Annotated in this window: 11 protein-coding genes; 10 read left to right on the top strand and 1 reads right to left on the bottom strand. The window is 46.3% G+C overall.

Annotation, left to right across the window (positions count from 1 at the left end; genetic code table 11):
• Positions 1–29 precede the first annotated feature (29 nt).
• Positions 30–1,688, bottom strand: a complete 1,659-nt coding sequence (locus AAAT93_RS06505) for a putative manganese-dependent inorganic diphosphatase (RefSeq protein WP_021985629.1) — start codon at positions 1,686–1,688, stop codon at positions 30–32.
• A 177-nt stretch (positions 1,689–1,865) separates the two neighbouring features.
• On the opposite strand from AAAT93_RS06505, the gene AAAT93_RS06500 reads away from it, so the two are divergent.
• From AAAT93_RS06500 to AAAT93_RS06455, 10 genes are all read left to right on the top strand, one after another.
• Positions 1,866–2,600, top strand: a complete 735-nt coding sequence (locus AAAT93_RS06500; protein ID WP_227572927.1) for a ClpP family protease — start codon at positions 1,866–1,868, stop codon at positions 2,598–2,600.
• Positions 2,601–2,717: 117 nt separating this feature from the next.
• A complete protein-coding gene (locus AAAT93_RS06495; protein ID WP_227572832.1) occupies positions 2,718–5,588 on the top strand; it encodes a DNA translocase FtsK in 2,871 nt (956 codons plus the stop codon).
• 23 nt (positions 5,589–5,611) lie between these two features.
• Complete coding sequence (locus tag AAAT93_RS06490; protein WP_227572831.1) at positions 5,612–7,282, top strand: formate--tetrahydrofolate ligase; 1,671 nt, start codon at positions 5,612–5,614, stop codon at positions 7,280–7,282.
• A gap of 309 nt (positions 7,283–7,591) precedes the next feature.
• Positions 7,592–8,437, top strand: a complete 846-nt coding sequence (gene folD / locus AAAT93_RS06485) for a bifunctional methylenetetrahydrofolate dehydrogenase/methenyltetrahydrofolate cyclohydrolase FolD (RefSeq protein ID WP_021985625.1) — start codon at positions 7,592–7,594, stop codon at positions 8,435–8,437.
• 7 nt (positions 8,438–8,444) lie between these two features.
• On the top strand, positions 8,445–9,800 hold the full coding sequence (gene rimO, locus AAAT93_RS06480; protein WP_118734095.1) for a 30S ribosomal protein S12 methylthiotransferase RimO: 1,356 nt from the start codon (positions 8,445–8,447) through the stop codon (positions 9,798–9,800).
• Positions 9,784–10,323, top strand: coding sequence for a CDP-diacylglycerol--glycerol-3-phosphate 3-phosphatidyltransferase (pgsA, locus tag AAAT93_RS06475; protein ID WP_021985623.1), 540 nt, complete (start codon positions 9,784–9,786; stop codon positions 10,321–10,323). The genes rimO and pgsA overlap by 17 nt, the downstream gene beginning before the upstream one ends.
• Positions 10,324–10,524: 201 nt before the next feature.
• Positions 10,525–11,949, top strand: coding sequence for an acyl-CoA carboxylase subunit beta (locus tag AAAT93_RS06470; protein ID WP_021985622.1), 1,425 nt, complete (start codon positions 10,525–10,527; stop codon positions 11,947–11,949).
• A gap of 17 nt (positions 11,950–11,966) precedes the next feature.
• Complete coding sequence (locus AAAT93_RS06465; protein WP_227572830.1) at positions 11,967–12,935, top strand: OadG family protein; 969 nt, start codon at positions 11,967–11,969, stop codon at positions 12,933–12,935.
• A gap of 24 nt (positions 12,936–12,959) precedes the next feature.
• The gene (locus AAAT93_RS06460) at positions 12,960–13,328 is read left to right on the top strand and encodes a biotin/lipoyl-containing protein (RefSeq protein WP_021985620.1); all 369 of its coding nucleotides are present in this window, start codon (positions 12,960–12,962) and stop codon (positions 13,326–13,328) included.
• Positions 13,329–13,377: 49 nt separating this feature from the next.
• Positions 13,378–14,502 carry a sodium ion-translocating decarboxylase subunit beta gene (locus AAAT93_RS06455; RefSeq protein WP_227572829.1) on the top strand — a complete coding sequence of 375 codons (1,125 nt, stop codon included), beginning with the start codon at positions 13,378–13,380 and terminating at the stop codon, positions 14,500–14,502.
• The last annotated feature ends 2 nt before the right edge of the window (positions 14,503–14,504 follow it).

The following is a 14,504-nucleotide window of genomic DNA, read 5'->3' as shown; positions in this document are numbered from 1 at the left end:
GCGTTATAGGCATTTGCTGATTACATATCCTACATATTATTCGAAGCACTTACGATCATCGGTAAGATCTGCTTCTTCCTGGAGACAACGCCCGGCAGGTTGATGCTGCCACCGGATACTTCATCGAGCTTGAACGCTTTTTCCAGCAGCTCTTCGGAGTTCTTGCCGTAGTATAAAAGTTCGGTGCTTTCTTTGAAGATATTCGTCAGCATGAAGAATAACATATCGGCTTCGCTCTGGTTGTAGATGCTTTCCATGTATTTGAGAATCCGTGGCTTGACCGCATCTAACATCGTAGAGTTGAACGCAGTGATCTGTCCGATGCCGAACTTTAAGTTCTCTGAGGAGAATACCTTGTAATCCTGATAGAAGATTTCCTCGTCCGTCTCGTTCATCAGCTTGCTTCCGGCGTTGAACATGGCAATCGCATATGCTTCGATATCGATGTTTGCGATCTTTGCAAGCTTCCGGCATGTATGCTCATCCATCTGTGTGCAGGTCGGTGAGCGGAACATCAAGGTATCCGAGATGATTGCAGAACATAACAGTCCGGCAATCTGCTTCGGGATTTCAACATGGTTTTCTTCAAACATCTGATAGATGATCGTTGCTGTACAGCCAAGTGGCTGGTTGCGGAAATAAACCGGATTCATCGTCTGCAAGCCGCCCAGTCTATGGTGATCGATGATTTCCAGAAGCTGGACTTCTTCGATACCGTCGACTGCTTGTGCATGCTCGTTGTGGTCAACTAAGATGACCTTTTTTGGATTCGCATTCAAATAATTTCGCTGGGAGATCAGTCCTACGTATTTTCCATATTCATTCAGGACAGGATAGTACTGGTGGCGTTTACCCGCCATAACGGTACGGATATCCCGGATATAATCCTCAGTCGAGAAGGTGATCAGGTTATCCTTCTTCATAAAGTAACGGATCGGGATACTCTGGTTGATCAGACGCGCTGCGGTATAAGTATCATATGGGGTACGGATGATCGAGCAGTTGTGATCCTCAGCGAGCTTCGTGATTGTTTTCGATACGACCGCACCGTCACAGATGATGATGCACTGTGCATCCATCTCAATTGCGCAAAGCTGTGACTCGTAACGGTTACCAAGGATGACAATGTCGCCCTGCTCAATGTAGTTTTCCATCATGTCCGGGTTGGCGGCGGAGATCAGCACCTTTCCGGTATGCACATAATCCTTCTCATCGCCGACGATCAGATCAGCAGAGAGGGTGTTGATAATATTCTTGTATGGTGTGTGCGCGGATGCGATGACACGGTTGTCGTACACTTCCATATAAGTCATGGCGATGTCGCGAACGGTGATCAGTCCGACTAAATTGCCATTTTCGTTTACCGATGGAAGCGTGGTTGCACCGGATTCGCTTAAGATTTCCCATGCATTTTTGATGGAAATCTCTCCGTCAACGCCATCGATATGGCGGTATTCCACGTCTTTTACCTGTGTGGAGACATTTTCCATATATTCCGGCACAGCCGCGGAAAATGCATTTAATACATATTTGGTTTCTGCGTTTATCTCGCCAGCGCGCATCGGGACATAATCATCGCCGGTAATCTGCCGCTTCAGATAAGCATAGCAAATGGAAGAACAGATGGAGTCAGTGTCCGGATTTTTATGTCCGATGACATATACTTTGTCTTTGCTTTGTGTTTCCATTTATCAAACCTCCGTAATTTATAGAAAAAATAAATAAGCTACTTTGCGTTGCTATTATAGTTTCCGTATTTATAAAAGTCAAACAAAATGTACATAATATCTATGAGAAAATTTTGTGAACGGAGGTAGGAAACATTGGAGAGACAGGGAGAAACAGGGAAGGAACAGGCGTTTCATATGGATAGCCGGCAGAAACAGGAAGAAAGCGGGATGGACAACCAGCAAAAGCAGGGGAATCTGATCACTGACTACGGACAGATTACTTTGTCGAAAAACCGGTATCATCACCGAATTCATTTGTTGAATATAATAGGAGAAATCGAGGGGCATGAGAATCTTGGTTCGTCCTCGAAGACAAGCAAATATGAGCATATCCTGCCACAGCTTGCTGCCGTGGAGGACGACGAGGGCATCGACGGACTGATGGTACTCTTAAATACCGTGGGCGGTGATGTCGAGGCAGGGCTCGCTATTGCAGAGATGATTGCATCCTTAAGCAAGCCGAAGGTATGTCTTGTGCTTGGCGGCGGACATTCAATTGGCGTGCCGTTGGCAGTATCCGGGGATGTGACGTTTATTGTGCCGTCGGCAACGATGGTCGTGCATCCGATCCGGATGAATGGAACCGTGCTTGGTGTGACGCAGAATTACGAATATATTGAGCGGATGCAGGACCGGATCATTGAATTTACGTCGAATCATTGTTCCATCAAGGAAGAGGAACTGAGGGAGATCATGTTCAATACGAAAGAACTGACGAAAGACATTGGTTCGGTGTTAGTTGGCAGGCAGGCAGTCGAGGTAGGAATCATCGACCGGGTGGGCGGCATCCATACCGCAATGAATTGTTTATATGACTTGATAAATGCAAAGAAAAATAGTAAAATAGAGCAGTATGAGCATTTAAACTGACATAAATATACCCGTGTGGCGGTTTGTATATGGATACGGACTGCCATATGGGTGATTACATTTAGAAAAATGTCTGTCATAATCGGAGAATGAGGGAAAAGAGAAGGAGTGCATACCGTGGCAACGGGAAACAACAGTACATATAATAAAGGTTCACAATCGAATACGAGAAGTAAAACGACTGCCAGCCGTTCGACATCGACGGCAAGATCACCACAGAAAGCAAGATCTTCACAGTCGTCCAGACAGGCGTCCGCTTCCCGTACAGGAGGAAGAAAGACAAAAGCACAGCTGGCGCAGGAACAGGCACGGAAGAATGAAATCCATCTGTTTATCTGTCTGGCAGTTTGTACATTTTTCTTTATCAGCAACTTTGGCTGGTGCGGCGTTGTAGGAAATTTCTTTGCGAAGTTTATGTTTGGACTGTTTGGTGTTGTGGAATATGTGCTTCCGTTATACATCTTTTTGACAGAGGCATTTCTGCTTTCAAACGGTGCAAAAAAAGCAGTCGTAAACCGCGTACTCTGTGTAGGACTGTTTATTGTTGCAGCAGCATTTATCTTCCAGCTTACGGCTGGTGCCGATCATATGACGGCGAAGCTTCTGTATGATCAGGGGGCACAGGAAAAGAAGGGCGGCGGATTTATCTTAGGTGGATTGCTCGTTGTACTGTACAATCTGATTGGAAAACCGGGCGCGATCATTGTGATTGCACTTTTGATCATCATTGGAATCATCGTCGTAATGAATGTGTCGCTGATCAATTTTGCAAAGGAGCGGTCTGCACAGTTCAAGAATCGTTACAATGCGCTGTATGAGGATGATGACGAGGAAGCGATTGATCCAGAGGCAGCACTTGAGGCAAAGCGCAGAACAAAATTGGATAATATCAAGGTGGAGCAGGAGAAGCCGGCTGTACCAGTGAAGAAGAAAAAGAAGAAAGTCAAAAATAAGAAGGTCGAGGGGGAAGAGGTTCATGAGTTAAAACCGCTTCCACATGAAGATCTGTTCAATCCGAATCTGACCTTGCAGGATGCCAAGGATGTCTCAGAGGGGTATGTAGATTTGTCGCTGCTGAAAAAGAAAAAAAGCGGTGTGACAGAACTTCGCAGTGCGAAAGCGGATATCCCACCTGTGCCGGATACACCGAAGGAAGAGACGGTGGATTTCTTTGACCGCCCAGATTATGCAAACGGAGCCGCACAGGAGGAAACGACAATCACAGATCAGATGTGGCAGGAGGAAAACGCACAGACAGGTGCTGATATTTCTGCTTATGATGAGACGGCTGCGGATACATTGGAACCGGTACATACGAAGAGAACGTCGCGTGCAGCAGAAAAACAGATGGACACCGCAGATGTTTCCGTGCCGGATGCGGACGAGGCTCCAGTGACCGAAGCAGCGACGAGAAAGCGCAGGAAGACGAAGGAATCCGAGCAGGAGATGCTTTCGGAACGTGACCAGATTGCAGAGACAATTCAGGAAAACAGTGAACAAAAACCAATCAAGGAATACAAATTCCCACCGTTGAAGCTCTTGAAGAGCGGCAAGGGAAAGGGTACGAAGTCAAACGAAGCGTCCGTCCGGGAGACAGCGATGAAGTTAAAGAGTACACTCGAAAACTTCGGCGTCAATGTCACGGTAACGGATTACAGCTGCGGCCCATCCGTTACCCGGTATGAATTACAGCCGGAGCAGGGTGTGAAGGTATCGAAGATCACAAACTTGGCGGATGATATCAAGCTGAATCTAGCGGCGGCAGATATCCGTATCGAAGCACCGATTCCGGGCAAGCCGGCAGTAGGTATCGAGGTGCCGAACAAGGAGAGCCAGCCTGTATTTTTCCGCGATCTGCTTGAATCAGACAACTTCCAGAAGTTCCCGTCCAACATTGCATTTGCAGTTGGTAAGGATATCAGCGGACAGGTGGTTGTGGCAGATATCGCGAAGATGCCGCATTTGCTGATCGCAGGTGCGACTGGTTCTGGTAAATCGGTCTGTATCAATACATTGATCATGAGTATCTTATATAAGGCAAAGCCGGATGATGTGAAGCTGATTATGGTCGATCCAAAGCAGGTAGAGCTGAGTATCTACAATGGAATCCCACATATGCTGATTCCAGTTGTGACCGATCCGAAGAAGGCGGCAGGCGCTCTGAACTGGGCGGTACTTGAAATGACAAATCGTTACCAGTTATTTGCACAGTATAATGTGCGGAATCTGCAGGGCTATAACGAAAAGGTAAAGGCAGTGACAGGCTCGGAAGAGGGTAACGAAGACTTAAAGAAGCTGCCACAGATCGTGATCATCGTCGACGAGCTTGCAGATTTGATGATGGTAGCGCATGGAGAAGTGGAGGATGCAATCGTGCGTCTGTCCCAGCTTGCACGTGCGGCGGGTATTCATCTGGTAATTGCAACGCAGAGACCATCGGTGGATGTCATTACGGGACTGATTAAGGCGAATGTGCCATCCCGAATCGCGATGACCGTATCCTCGGGTGTGGATTCGAGAACGATTCTCGATATGAATGGAGCAGAAAAGCTGCTCGGTAAAGGTGATATGTTATTCTATCCAACGGGTTATCCGAAGCCGGTACGTGTACAGGGTGCATTCCTGTCGGATGATGAGATAGCAGATGTCGTGGACTTCCTGAAGGAGGAAAGCGGAGAGGTGACTTACGATGAGTCAATCTCAAATGAGATTGCAAACACAAAGGTCGGTGGTTCTGGCGGTGGCACATCGTCTGCAGAACCGGAATATGATGACTACTTTGTAGATGCCGGGAAGTTTATTATCGGGAAAGATAAGGCATCCATCGGTATGTTGCAAAGAGTATATAAAATCGGATTTAACCGTGCAGCACGTATTATGGATCAGCTTTCCGAAGCTGGTGTGGTCGGTCCGGAAGAGGGGACGAAGCCACGGAAGGTGCTTATGAGCATGGAAGAATTTGAAAATTATGTAGAGGAATATTTATAAGGGAGTCAGGAGGACAAAAGAGTATGTTAACAGACATTGAAATCGCACAGCAGGCAGAGATGGAACCAATTAAGAACGTGGCAGCAAAGCTTGGTATGTCGGAGGATGATATCGAGATGTACGGTAAGTACAAGGCGAAGATTTCCGATGAGTACATGCAGTCTGTAAAGAATAATGAGAATGGTAAATTGATTCTGGTAACAGCAATCAACCCGACTCCGGCAGGAGAGGGAAAGACAACAGTAACCGTAGGACTTGGTCAGGCAATGTGCAAGCTTGGAAAGAAGGCGGTCATTGCACTGCGTGAGCCATCTCTTGGGCCATGTTTTGGTATCAAAGGCGGAGCAGCCGGCGGCGGATATGCCCAGGTCGTACCAATGGAAGACTTAAACTTGCATTTTACAGGTGATTTCCATGCAATCACATCTGCAAATAACCTGCTTGCAGCCGTGATGGATAACCATATGCATCAGGGAAATACACTCCGCATCGATCCGAAGCGTATCGTATTTAAGCGTTGCCTGGATATGAACGACCGTGTGCTTCGTAACATTATCGTTGGTATGGGTAAGAAGGGCGACGGCGTGATGCGTCAGGATGGATTCGTTATCACAGTTGCTTCAGAGATCATGGCAATCCTCTGTCTGGCAATAGATATCAAGGATCTGCAGGAGCGTCTTTCAAGAATTATCGTTGCTTATAATGTAGATAATGAGCCTGTTACAGCTGGTGAACTCAAGTGTGTCGGTGCGATGACAGCGCTTTTGAAGGATGCGATCAAACCAAATCTGATCCAGACATTAGAGCATACACCAGCACTTGTACACGGTGGTCCATTTGCGAATATCGCACATGGCTGTAACTCTGTCCGTGCAACACAGACCGCACTTAAAATTGCAGATTATGTCATCACAGAGGCAGGTTTCGGTGCGGATCTCGGAGCAGAGAAATTTTTCGATATCAAGTGTCGTATGACTGGATTGAAGCCGGATGCAGTTGTGCTTGTAGCAACGGTACGTGCACTGAAATATAACGGTGGCGTGGCAAAGGCGAATCTTGGCGAGGAGAACTTAGAAGCACTGGAAAAGGGTATCGTGAACTTAGAGAAGCATATCGAGAACTTACAGCTCTACGGTGTGCCGGTAGTTGTAACGTTGAACCGTTTCGTATCCGATACAGATGCAGAGCTTGCATTTGTACGTGAGTTCTGTGAGAAGCGTGGCTGTGATTTCGCCCTCGCAAATGTATGGGAGAAAGGCGGCGAAGGTGGTATTGAGCTTGCAAATGCCGTGCTCAACACACTTGAGACAAAGGAAAGCCACTTCAAGGTATTATATGAAGATAATCTCTCTATCAAGGAGAAGATTGAGACAATCGCAAAGAAGATTTATGGCGCAGATGGCGTAACCTATTCTGCAGAGGCAGATCGTGCGATCGCAAAGATCGAGGAGATGGGATTTGCAAATATGCCAGTCTGCATGGCGAAGAACCAGTATTCCCTTTCCGATGATGCGAAGAAGCTTGGCAGACCGACCGGATTTACAGTCAATATCCGTGAGGTATATGTAAGTGCCGGAGCTGGATTTGTCGTAGCAATCACAGGTGCGATCATGACGATGCCGGGACTTCCTAAGGTTCCCGCTGCAGAGCGCATCTATGTGGATGACGAAGGTGTGACACACGGATTATTCTAAGAAGTAGCAATTTGTATACGATTCCATATGTATATGTACCATGCATCTGAATTCTAAATATACATATGTTTGAAACTTAGAAGTTTTTGATGCTCCATCTGTGTACAGCAATGTTTGAACAGGAAGTTCAAACAAGCCACCATTGAGCCGTGGATGGCGAATTGGTGGCGGTTGCGTATGAGTTTGGTATGTATATTGGAGCATCTAGAACTACTTAGTTTCAATACATCGTATATTTATGAATTCAGATGCATTGTACACGGCATATGGAACCGTGTACAATGTTGAAAAGAAAGGCGGATTATAACAATGGCAAAATTGATTAACGGAAAAGAAATCTCCCAGCAGATCAAGGATGAGTTAAAAGAGAAGGTTTCCGCATTGAAGGCACAGGGCAAAAATATCTGCCTGGCAGTCATTCAGGTCGGAAACGATCCGGCATCTTCTGTATATGTTGGAAATAAGAAGAAGGCATGCGCGTATATCGGCATCGAGTCACGTGCGTTTGAACTTCCGGAGGAGACAACCGAGGAAGAACTTCTCTCTATTATCAAGGATTTAAACGAGGATGACGGCGTGCACGGAATCTTAGTGCAGCTTCCGGTTCCGAAGCACATCAATGAAGAGAAGATCATCAATGCGATCTCTCCGAAGAAGGATGTGGATGGATTCCATCCGGAGAGCGTTGGCAGCCTGTGTATTGGAAGACCGGGATTCGTATCGTGTACACCAGCGGGAATCATCCAGCTTCTGAAGCGTTCGGAGATTGATATCGAAGGAAAGCACTGCGTTGTGATCGGCAGAAGCAATATCGTAGGCAAGCCGATGGCACTTCTGATGCTGCGTGAGAATGCAACCGTAACGATCTGCCATTCGAGAACGAAGAACTTAAAGGAAATCTGTAAAGAGGCAGATATCCTGATCGTTGCGATCGGAAAGCCGAAGATGATCGACGCATCGTATGTGAAGGACGGTGCGACAGTGATCGATGTTGGTATCCACAGAGATGCCAACAACAAATTATGCGGTGATGTTGATTTTGCATCGGTGGAACCGGTGGCTGGTGCCATCACACCAGTTCCGGGCGGTGTAGGACCGATGACGATCGCGATGCTGATGAATAACTGCGTGGAAGCCGCAGAGCGTGAGGAATAAGAAATATATGAACATATTGATGGTGTCACTTGGCTGTGACAAGAACCTTTGCGACAGCGAGGCAATGCTTGGCCTGCTCGCAAAGCACAATTACAATATTACGAACGACGAGCAGGAAGCCGATGCAATCATCGTAAATACATGCAGTTTCATCAAGGATGCGATGGAGGAAAGTGTAAATACAGTATTGGAGATGGCGAAGCTCAAACAGCAGAACTTAAAATACCTGATTGTGACCGGATGTATGGCACAGCGGTTCAAGGATGAGATCTTTGACGAGATCCCGGAGATCGATGCATGTCTTGGAACGAGCAGCTTCGATAAGATTTTAGATGTGATCGAGGAGCTGAAGGCGCGCGATGGTATCGAGGATGCAGAAGAAATCAGTGTCTATGACGATATCGACCGTCTGGCAACGATCACAGAATCGAACAAGGTTATCACATCGGGTACATTTATGGGATACTTAAAGATTGCAGAAGGCTGCGACAAGTTCTGTACCTACTGTGTCATCCCACATATCCGCGGACATTACCGGAGTGTGCCGATGGAACAGCTTTTAAAGGAAGCAGAATATATGGCATCGCAGGGCATCGAGGAGCTGGTGCTTGTCGCACAGGAGACAACCTGCTATGGTAAAGATCTGTACGGGGAGAAACGGCTGCATGTGTTAGTCCGTGAGCTTGCGAAGATCGATGGAATCAAATGGATTCGCCTGATGTACTGTTATCCGGAGGAAATCTATGACGAACTGATCGACTGCTTCAAGGAGGAGCCGAAGCTTCTGCATTATATTGATATGCCGATGCAACACAGCGAGGATGCAATCTTGAAGCGGATGGGCAGGCGCACAGATCGTGCAAGCATCGAAGCGGTGATTGGAAAGCTGCGGGAAGCAGCCCCAGATATCGCAATCCGTACTTCCCTGATTGCAGGATTTCCTGGCGAGACACAGGAAGAGCATGAGGCACTGATGGCATTCTTAGATGAACAGGAGCTTGACAGGGTTGGTGTATTTACGTATTCCAGAGAAGATGGAACACCGGCAGCGACATTTGAGAACCAGATCGATGAAGAGACAGCGGAGCAGTGGCGTAATGAGATCATGGAGCTGCAGCAGGAGATCTCCTTGGATAAAAACGAGACATTTGTCGGGAAGATCATGCAGGTCATTATCGAGGGATATTCTTCTGACGATGATGTCTATGTCGGACGGACATATCGGGATGCACCGGGCGTGGACGGGCTGGTGTTTGTGAACTGTGATTATGAACTGATGTCCGGACAGATTGTAGATGTCCGGATCAATGAGGTAGGACCATATGATATGATAGGAGGGATTGTCGATGAATCTGCCGAATAAATTAACGATACTTAGAATGATCATGATACCATTTTTCTTAGTAGCCCTGATGGTGCCTGGCATTCCGGGAGGAAAATGGATTGCACTTGCGTTATTCTGTCTGGCAAGTCTCACGGATATGCTGGATGGAAAAATCGCACGAAAGTATAACCTGATTACGGACTTTGGCAAGTTCATGGATCCACTTGCAGATAAACTGCTTGTCTGTTCAGCCATGATCGCGCTGATCGATCTGGACCGGATTCCGGCGTGGGTTGTAATTGTGATTATTGCAAGAGAGTTTATCATCAGCGGTTTTCGTCTGGTTGCATCGGATAACGGCATCGTGATCGCTGCTGGCTGGTGGGGCAAGATCAAGACGGTCTGCCAGATGTTCATGGTAATCTTACTGATTTGCGACTTCGGTGGAAGCACGGTACATATCATTGAGAATGTACTGATCTATCTGGCGCTGGCGCTGACGATCATCTCTCTGATCGACTATCTGGTAAAGAATAAAAACGTGCTTTCTGAAACAAAATAAGAGTGGCTTTAAAAATCTGTAAAAAGCGGATGGAACATAAATGTTTAAGGCTTTTTGCAGATTTTTCTTTTTTATTGCAAAACTGTGACAAAGAATGTGATTTTGACTTGATTTCAGGCGGAAAAAGATTTACAATTACAATCGGAAGAAATTGGGTTTCTAATCAGAAAACCCATAATAAATAAAAGTGGAGGGCTTAAAATGAGTAACAAACTTACATTGTCAGCAAGTGACAGAATTTCTTCTTTGCTTGACGAAGCGAGCTTTGTTGAAGTTGGTGCATATGTAACAGCTAGAAATACGGACTTCAACATGCAGGAAAATGATACTCCAAAAGACGGTGTTATTACTGGATATGGTGTCATCAATGGAAAACTGGTGTATGTATACAGCCAGGATGCAACCGTTCTTGGTGGTGCAATCGGTGAGATGCACGCAAAGAAGATTGCGAAGATTTATGACATGGCTATGAAGGTAGGCGCACCGGTAGTCGGTTTGATCGATTGTGCGGGACTTCGTTTGCAGGAGGCAACCGATGCACTTAATGCATTCGGCGAGGTTTATCTGAAGCAGACACTTGCGTCAGGAGTAATCCCACAGATTACTGCAATTTTTGGAACATGCGGTGGTGGAGCAGCGCTTATTCCAACACTTACAGACTTTACATTTATGACAGCAGAGGGCGGAAAGTTATTCGTAAACAGCCCAAATGCACTGGATGGAAACTATCAGGCAAAGCTTGATACAGCATCTGCTGCTTACCTTAGCGAGAATTCTTCTCTCGTAGATGGTGTATTCGAGGATGATGCAACAACACTTGCAAACATCAGAAGCCTTGTGGATATGCTCCCTGACAACAACATGGAAGATGCAGAGTCCGATTGTACAGACGATCTGAACCGTATCATTCCAAATCTCGATGGATTTGCAAAGGATGCAAGAGCTGTCCTTCAGAACATCGCAGATAACAATGTATTCGTAGAAGTGAAGAAAGATTATGCAAAGGACATGGTTCTTGGACTGATCAAGTTGAACGGTGCGACAGTTGGTTGTGTAGCCAACCAGGCAGCTGACGGTGGAGAACTTCTCTCTACAAGCGGTGCTTATATCGCAGCAGACTTCGTGAAGTTCTGTGACGCATTCAACATCCCTGTACTGACACTTGTAAATGCAAAGGGATTTGTAGCAACTGTATCAAACGAGAGAACAATCGCAGATGCAGCAGCCAAGCTCACATACGCATTTGCAGATGCAACAGTACCTAAGGTAACCGTTGTGATGGGCGATGCGTTTGGAACTGCTTACACGATCATGAACTCCAAGGCAATCGGCGCAGATATGGTATACGCATGGCCATGTGCAAAGATTGGTACGATGGATCCAGAGATGGCTGTCAAGATCATGTACGAGAAGGAAATTGCAGAGGCAGCTGATAAGGTTGCATTCATTGCAGAGAAGAAGAAAGCTTATACAGAGCTTCAGTCAAGCGCACTTGCAGCAGCAAAGCGTGGATATATCGATGATATTATCGAGCCGGATGCAACAAGAAAGCGTGTGATCGCTGCGTTTGATATGCTTAGCACAAAGAACGAGGAAAGACCATATAAGAAGCACGGAGCAGTATAAGGAAAGGTGACAATGAAATGAAGAAAAAATTATTAATTCTGATTTCCATGTTAGCTATGATGTTTTCCTTGACTGCCTGCAGCAATGAGGTTGAAAAGCCGTTTGACTATGATGACAGCCAGATCGTCATCGACACGATGTATCTGTTCAACCAGTATCAGAACGTGAGCGATGAATATGCTGATTATTATATTCAGGATGGAACCGAATTCGAGCAGTCCGCAGTAAAGGGTATCAAGCAGGCACAGGAGACCGATAAGGTTGGAGAATTCCAGGATTTCTCTCCTTATATCAACGGTGTTGGCATGGATTTAAATGATGTCAATTACAAGATTGAGAATGCCGCAGACTCTGTATCGGTAACTGTTACAAACAAGGCAGCAAACAGAGATGTGGAAGTAACTGTAAAGTTTGTTGAGAATCCAGATTACTACATCAAGCTGGATCAGGCAAAGCAGACATACAATGCAGATGCAGTCCGTCAGGAAATTGCGATGTACTATGGCTCAGAAGAGGAGTTCTTCTCCCAGTATGGCAGTTACTATTCAAGTGTAGACGATGTTGTACAGCAGGGCATCGACAATGAGATGCAGGGCGTATATCAGTATCTTCCAGAGGAAATGGTTGTTTCAGCCGTATACTCTAAGGCAGAGCTGATGAAGCAGGCAGGTATGAATACATTGCTCGGTATGGGTACTGTATTTGTAGTTTTGATTTTCATCTCATTTATTATTTCACTGTTCAAATTCCTTCCGGCACTTTTTGCAAAGAAGCCGAAGATCGAAGATCTCAAGAAGGAAGAGAGCAAGCCGGCAGCACCAGCAAAGGCTGCTACACCGGCACCAGCCGCAGGCAATCTGATGAACGATGCAGAGCTTGTAGCCGTTATCACAGCCGCTATTTATGCTGCTGAGGGACAGGCAGGCAATGGTGCAGTAAGTAAAGATAAACTCGTTGTACGTTCGATTCGTCGTGCAAGAAAATAATTGATATATTAGGAGGAAATTAACATGAAGAATTATAGAATCACTGTAAATGGTACAGCTTATGATGTAGCAGTAGAAGAATTAGGCGCAGGTGCAGCTCCGGCAGCCGTAGCAGCTCCAGCACCAGTTGCAGCCGCAGCACCAGCTCCGGCAGCTCCAGCAGCTCCAGCCGCAGCAGGCTCTATCGAGGTTGCAGCTCCAATGCCAGGTAAGATCCTGAACGTAAAGGCAGGCGTTGGTACAGCCGTAAAGAAGGGTGATGTGATCCTGATCCTTGAGGCTATGAAGATGGAAAATGATGTGGTAGCTCCAGAAGACGGAACAGTTGCAAGCATCAACGTTTCTGCAGGTGATGCAGTAGAGGCAGGCGACGTATTGGCTACTTTGAACTAATCAGAGTTCGTAAGTAACTGGTTCCTACAATAACAGGAGGTAAACATAAGTGAGTAGTTTTGCAGATGTATTTAAAAATCTGGCTCTCCAGACAGGATTTGCAACCCTGACATGGAAGCACTATGTAATGATTCTCATTGCATGTGTGTTCATGTATCTTGCAATCGTGAAAGGCTTCGAGCCGTTGCTTTTGGTTCCAATCTCCTTCGGTATGTTCCTGGTTAACATGTTCCCGGATATCATTGCTGATGGTGGATTGTTACATTATTTTTATTTGTTGGATGAGTGGAGTATTTTGCCTTCCCTCATCTTCATGGGTGTTGGTGCCATGACAGACTTCGGTCCGCTGATTGCGAACCCGAAGAGCTTCCTGCTTGGTGCAGCCGCTCAGTTTGGTATTTATGCTGCATACTTCCTTGCATTCCTGATGGGATTCAACGGAAAGGAAGCAGCAATCTCTATCATCGGTGGTGCCGATGGCCCTACATCTATCTTCTTGGCTGGTAAGCTTGGAATGGGTGGAACTCTGATGGGACCGATTGCAGTTGCCGCATATTCTTATATGTCACTGGTACCGGTTATCCAGCCACCTATCATGAAGCTCCTTACAACAGAGAAGGAGAGAAAGATTAAGATGGCTCAGCTCCGTCCAGTATCAAAGATGGAGAAGATCCTGTTCCCAATCATCGTTACATTGGTTGTTGTATTGATTCTTCCTACAACAGCTCCGTTGGTTGGTATGCTGATGCTCGGTAACCTGTTCCGTGAGAGTGGTGTTGTTAAGCAGCTGACAGAGACAGCAAGTAATGCAATGATGTACATCGTTGTTATCCTGCTTGGTACATCCGTAGGTGCATCGACAAGTGCAGAAGCATTCCTGAAGACAAGTACATTGAAAATTGTATTGCTTGGTCTGATCGCATTTGCGTTTGGTACAGCGGCAGGTGTATTGTTCGGTAAGCTCATGTGTAAGGTAACGCACGGCAAGGTAAATCCGCTGATTGGTTCTGCGGGTGTATCCGCCGTTCCTATGGCAGCACGTGTATCACAGAAGGTTGGCGCAGAGGCAGATCCTACAAACTTCCTTTTGATGAACGCCATGGGACCAAACGTTGCAGGTGTTATCGGTACTGCGGTTGCAGCCGGAACATTCCTCGCAATCTTTGGTGTATAGTA

Source organism: Coprococcus hominis (ex Arizal et al. 2022) (assembly GCF_040094675.1).
Taxonomy (GTDB): domain Bacteria; phylum Bacillota; class Clostridia; order Lachnospirales; family Lachnospiraceae; genus Coprococcus_C; species Coprococcus_C hominis.
This window is presented reverse-complemented; position numbering and strand designations above follow the sequence as displayed.

Coding starts and splice junctions, on each gene's coding strand:
- AAAT93_RS06505 (WP_021985629.1), bottom strand. CDS start 1,688: ATGGAAACACAAAGCAAAGACAAAGTATATGTCATCGGACATAAAAAT.
- AAAT93_RS06500 (WP_227572927.1), top strand. CDS start 1,866: ATGGATAGCCGGCAGAAACAGGAAGAAAGCGGGATGGACAACCAGCAA.
- AAAT93_RS06490 (WP_227572831.1), top strand. CDS start 5,612: ATGTTAACAGACATTGAAATCGCACAGCAGGCAGAGATGGAACCAATT.
- folD (WP_021985625.1), top strand. CDS start 7,592: ATGGCAAAATTGATTAACGGAAAAGAAATCTCCCAGCAGATCAAGGAT.
- rimO (WP_118734095.1), top strand. CDS start 8,445: ATGAACATATTGATGGTGTCACTTGGCTGTGACAAGAACCTTTGCGAC.
- pgsA (WP_021985623.1), top strand. CDS start 9,784: ATGAATCTGCCGAATAAATTAACGATACTTAGAATGATCATGATACCA.
- AAAT93_RS06470 (WP_021985622.1), top strand. CDS start 10,525: ATGAGTAACAAACTTACATTGTCAGCAAGTGACAGAATTTCTTCTTTG.
- AAAT93_RS06465 (WP_227572830.1), top strand. CDS start 11,967: ATGAAGAAAAAATTATTAATTCTGATTTCCATGTTAGCTATGATGTTT.
- AAAT93_RS06460 (WP_021985620.1), top strand. CDS start 12,960: ATGAAGAATTATAGAATCACTGTAAATGGTACAGCTTATGATGTAGCA.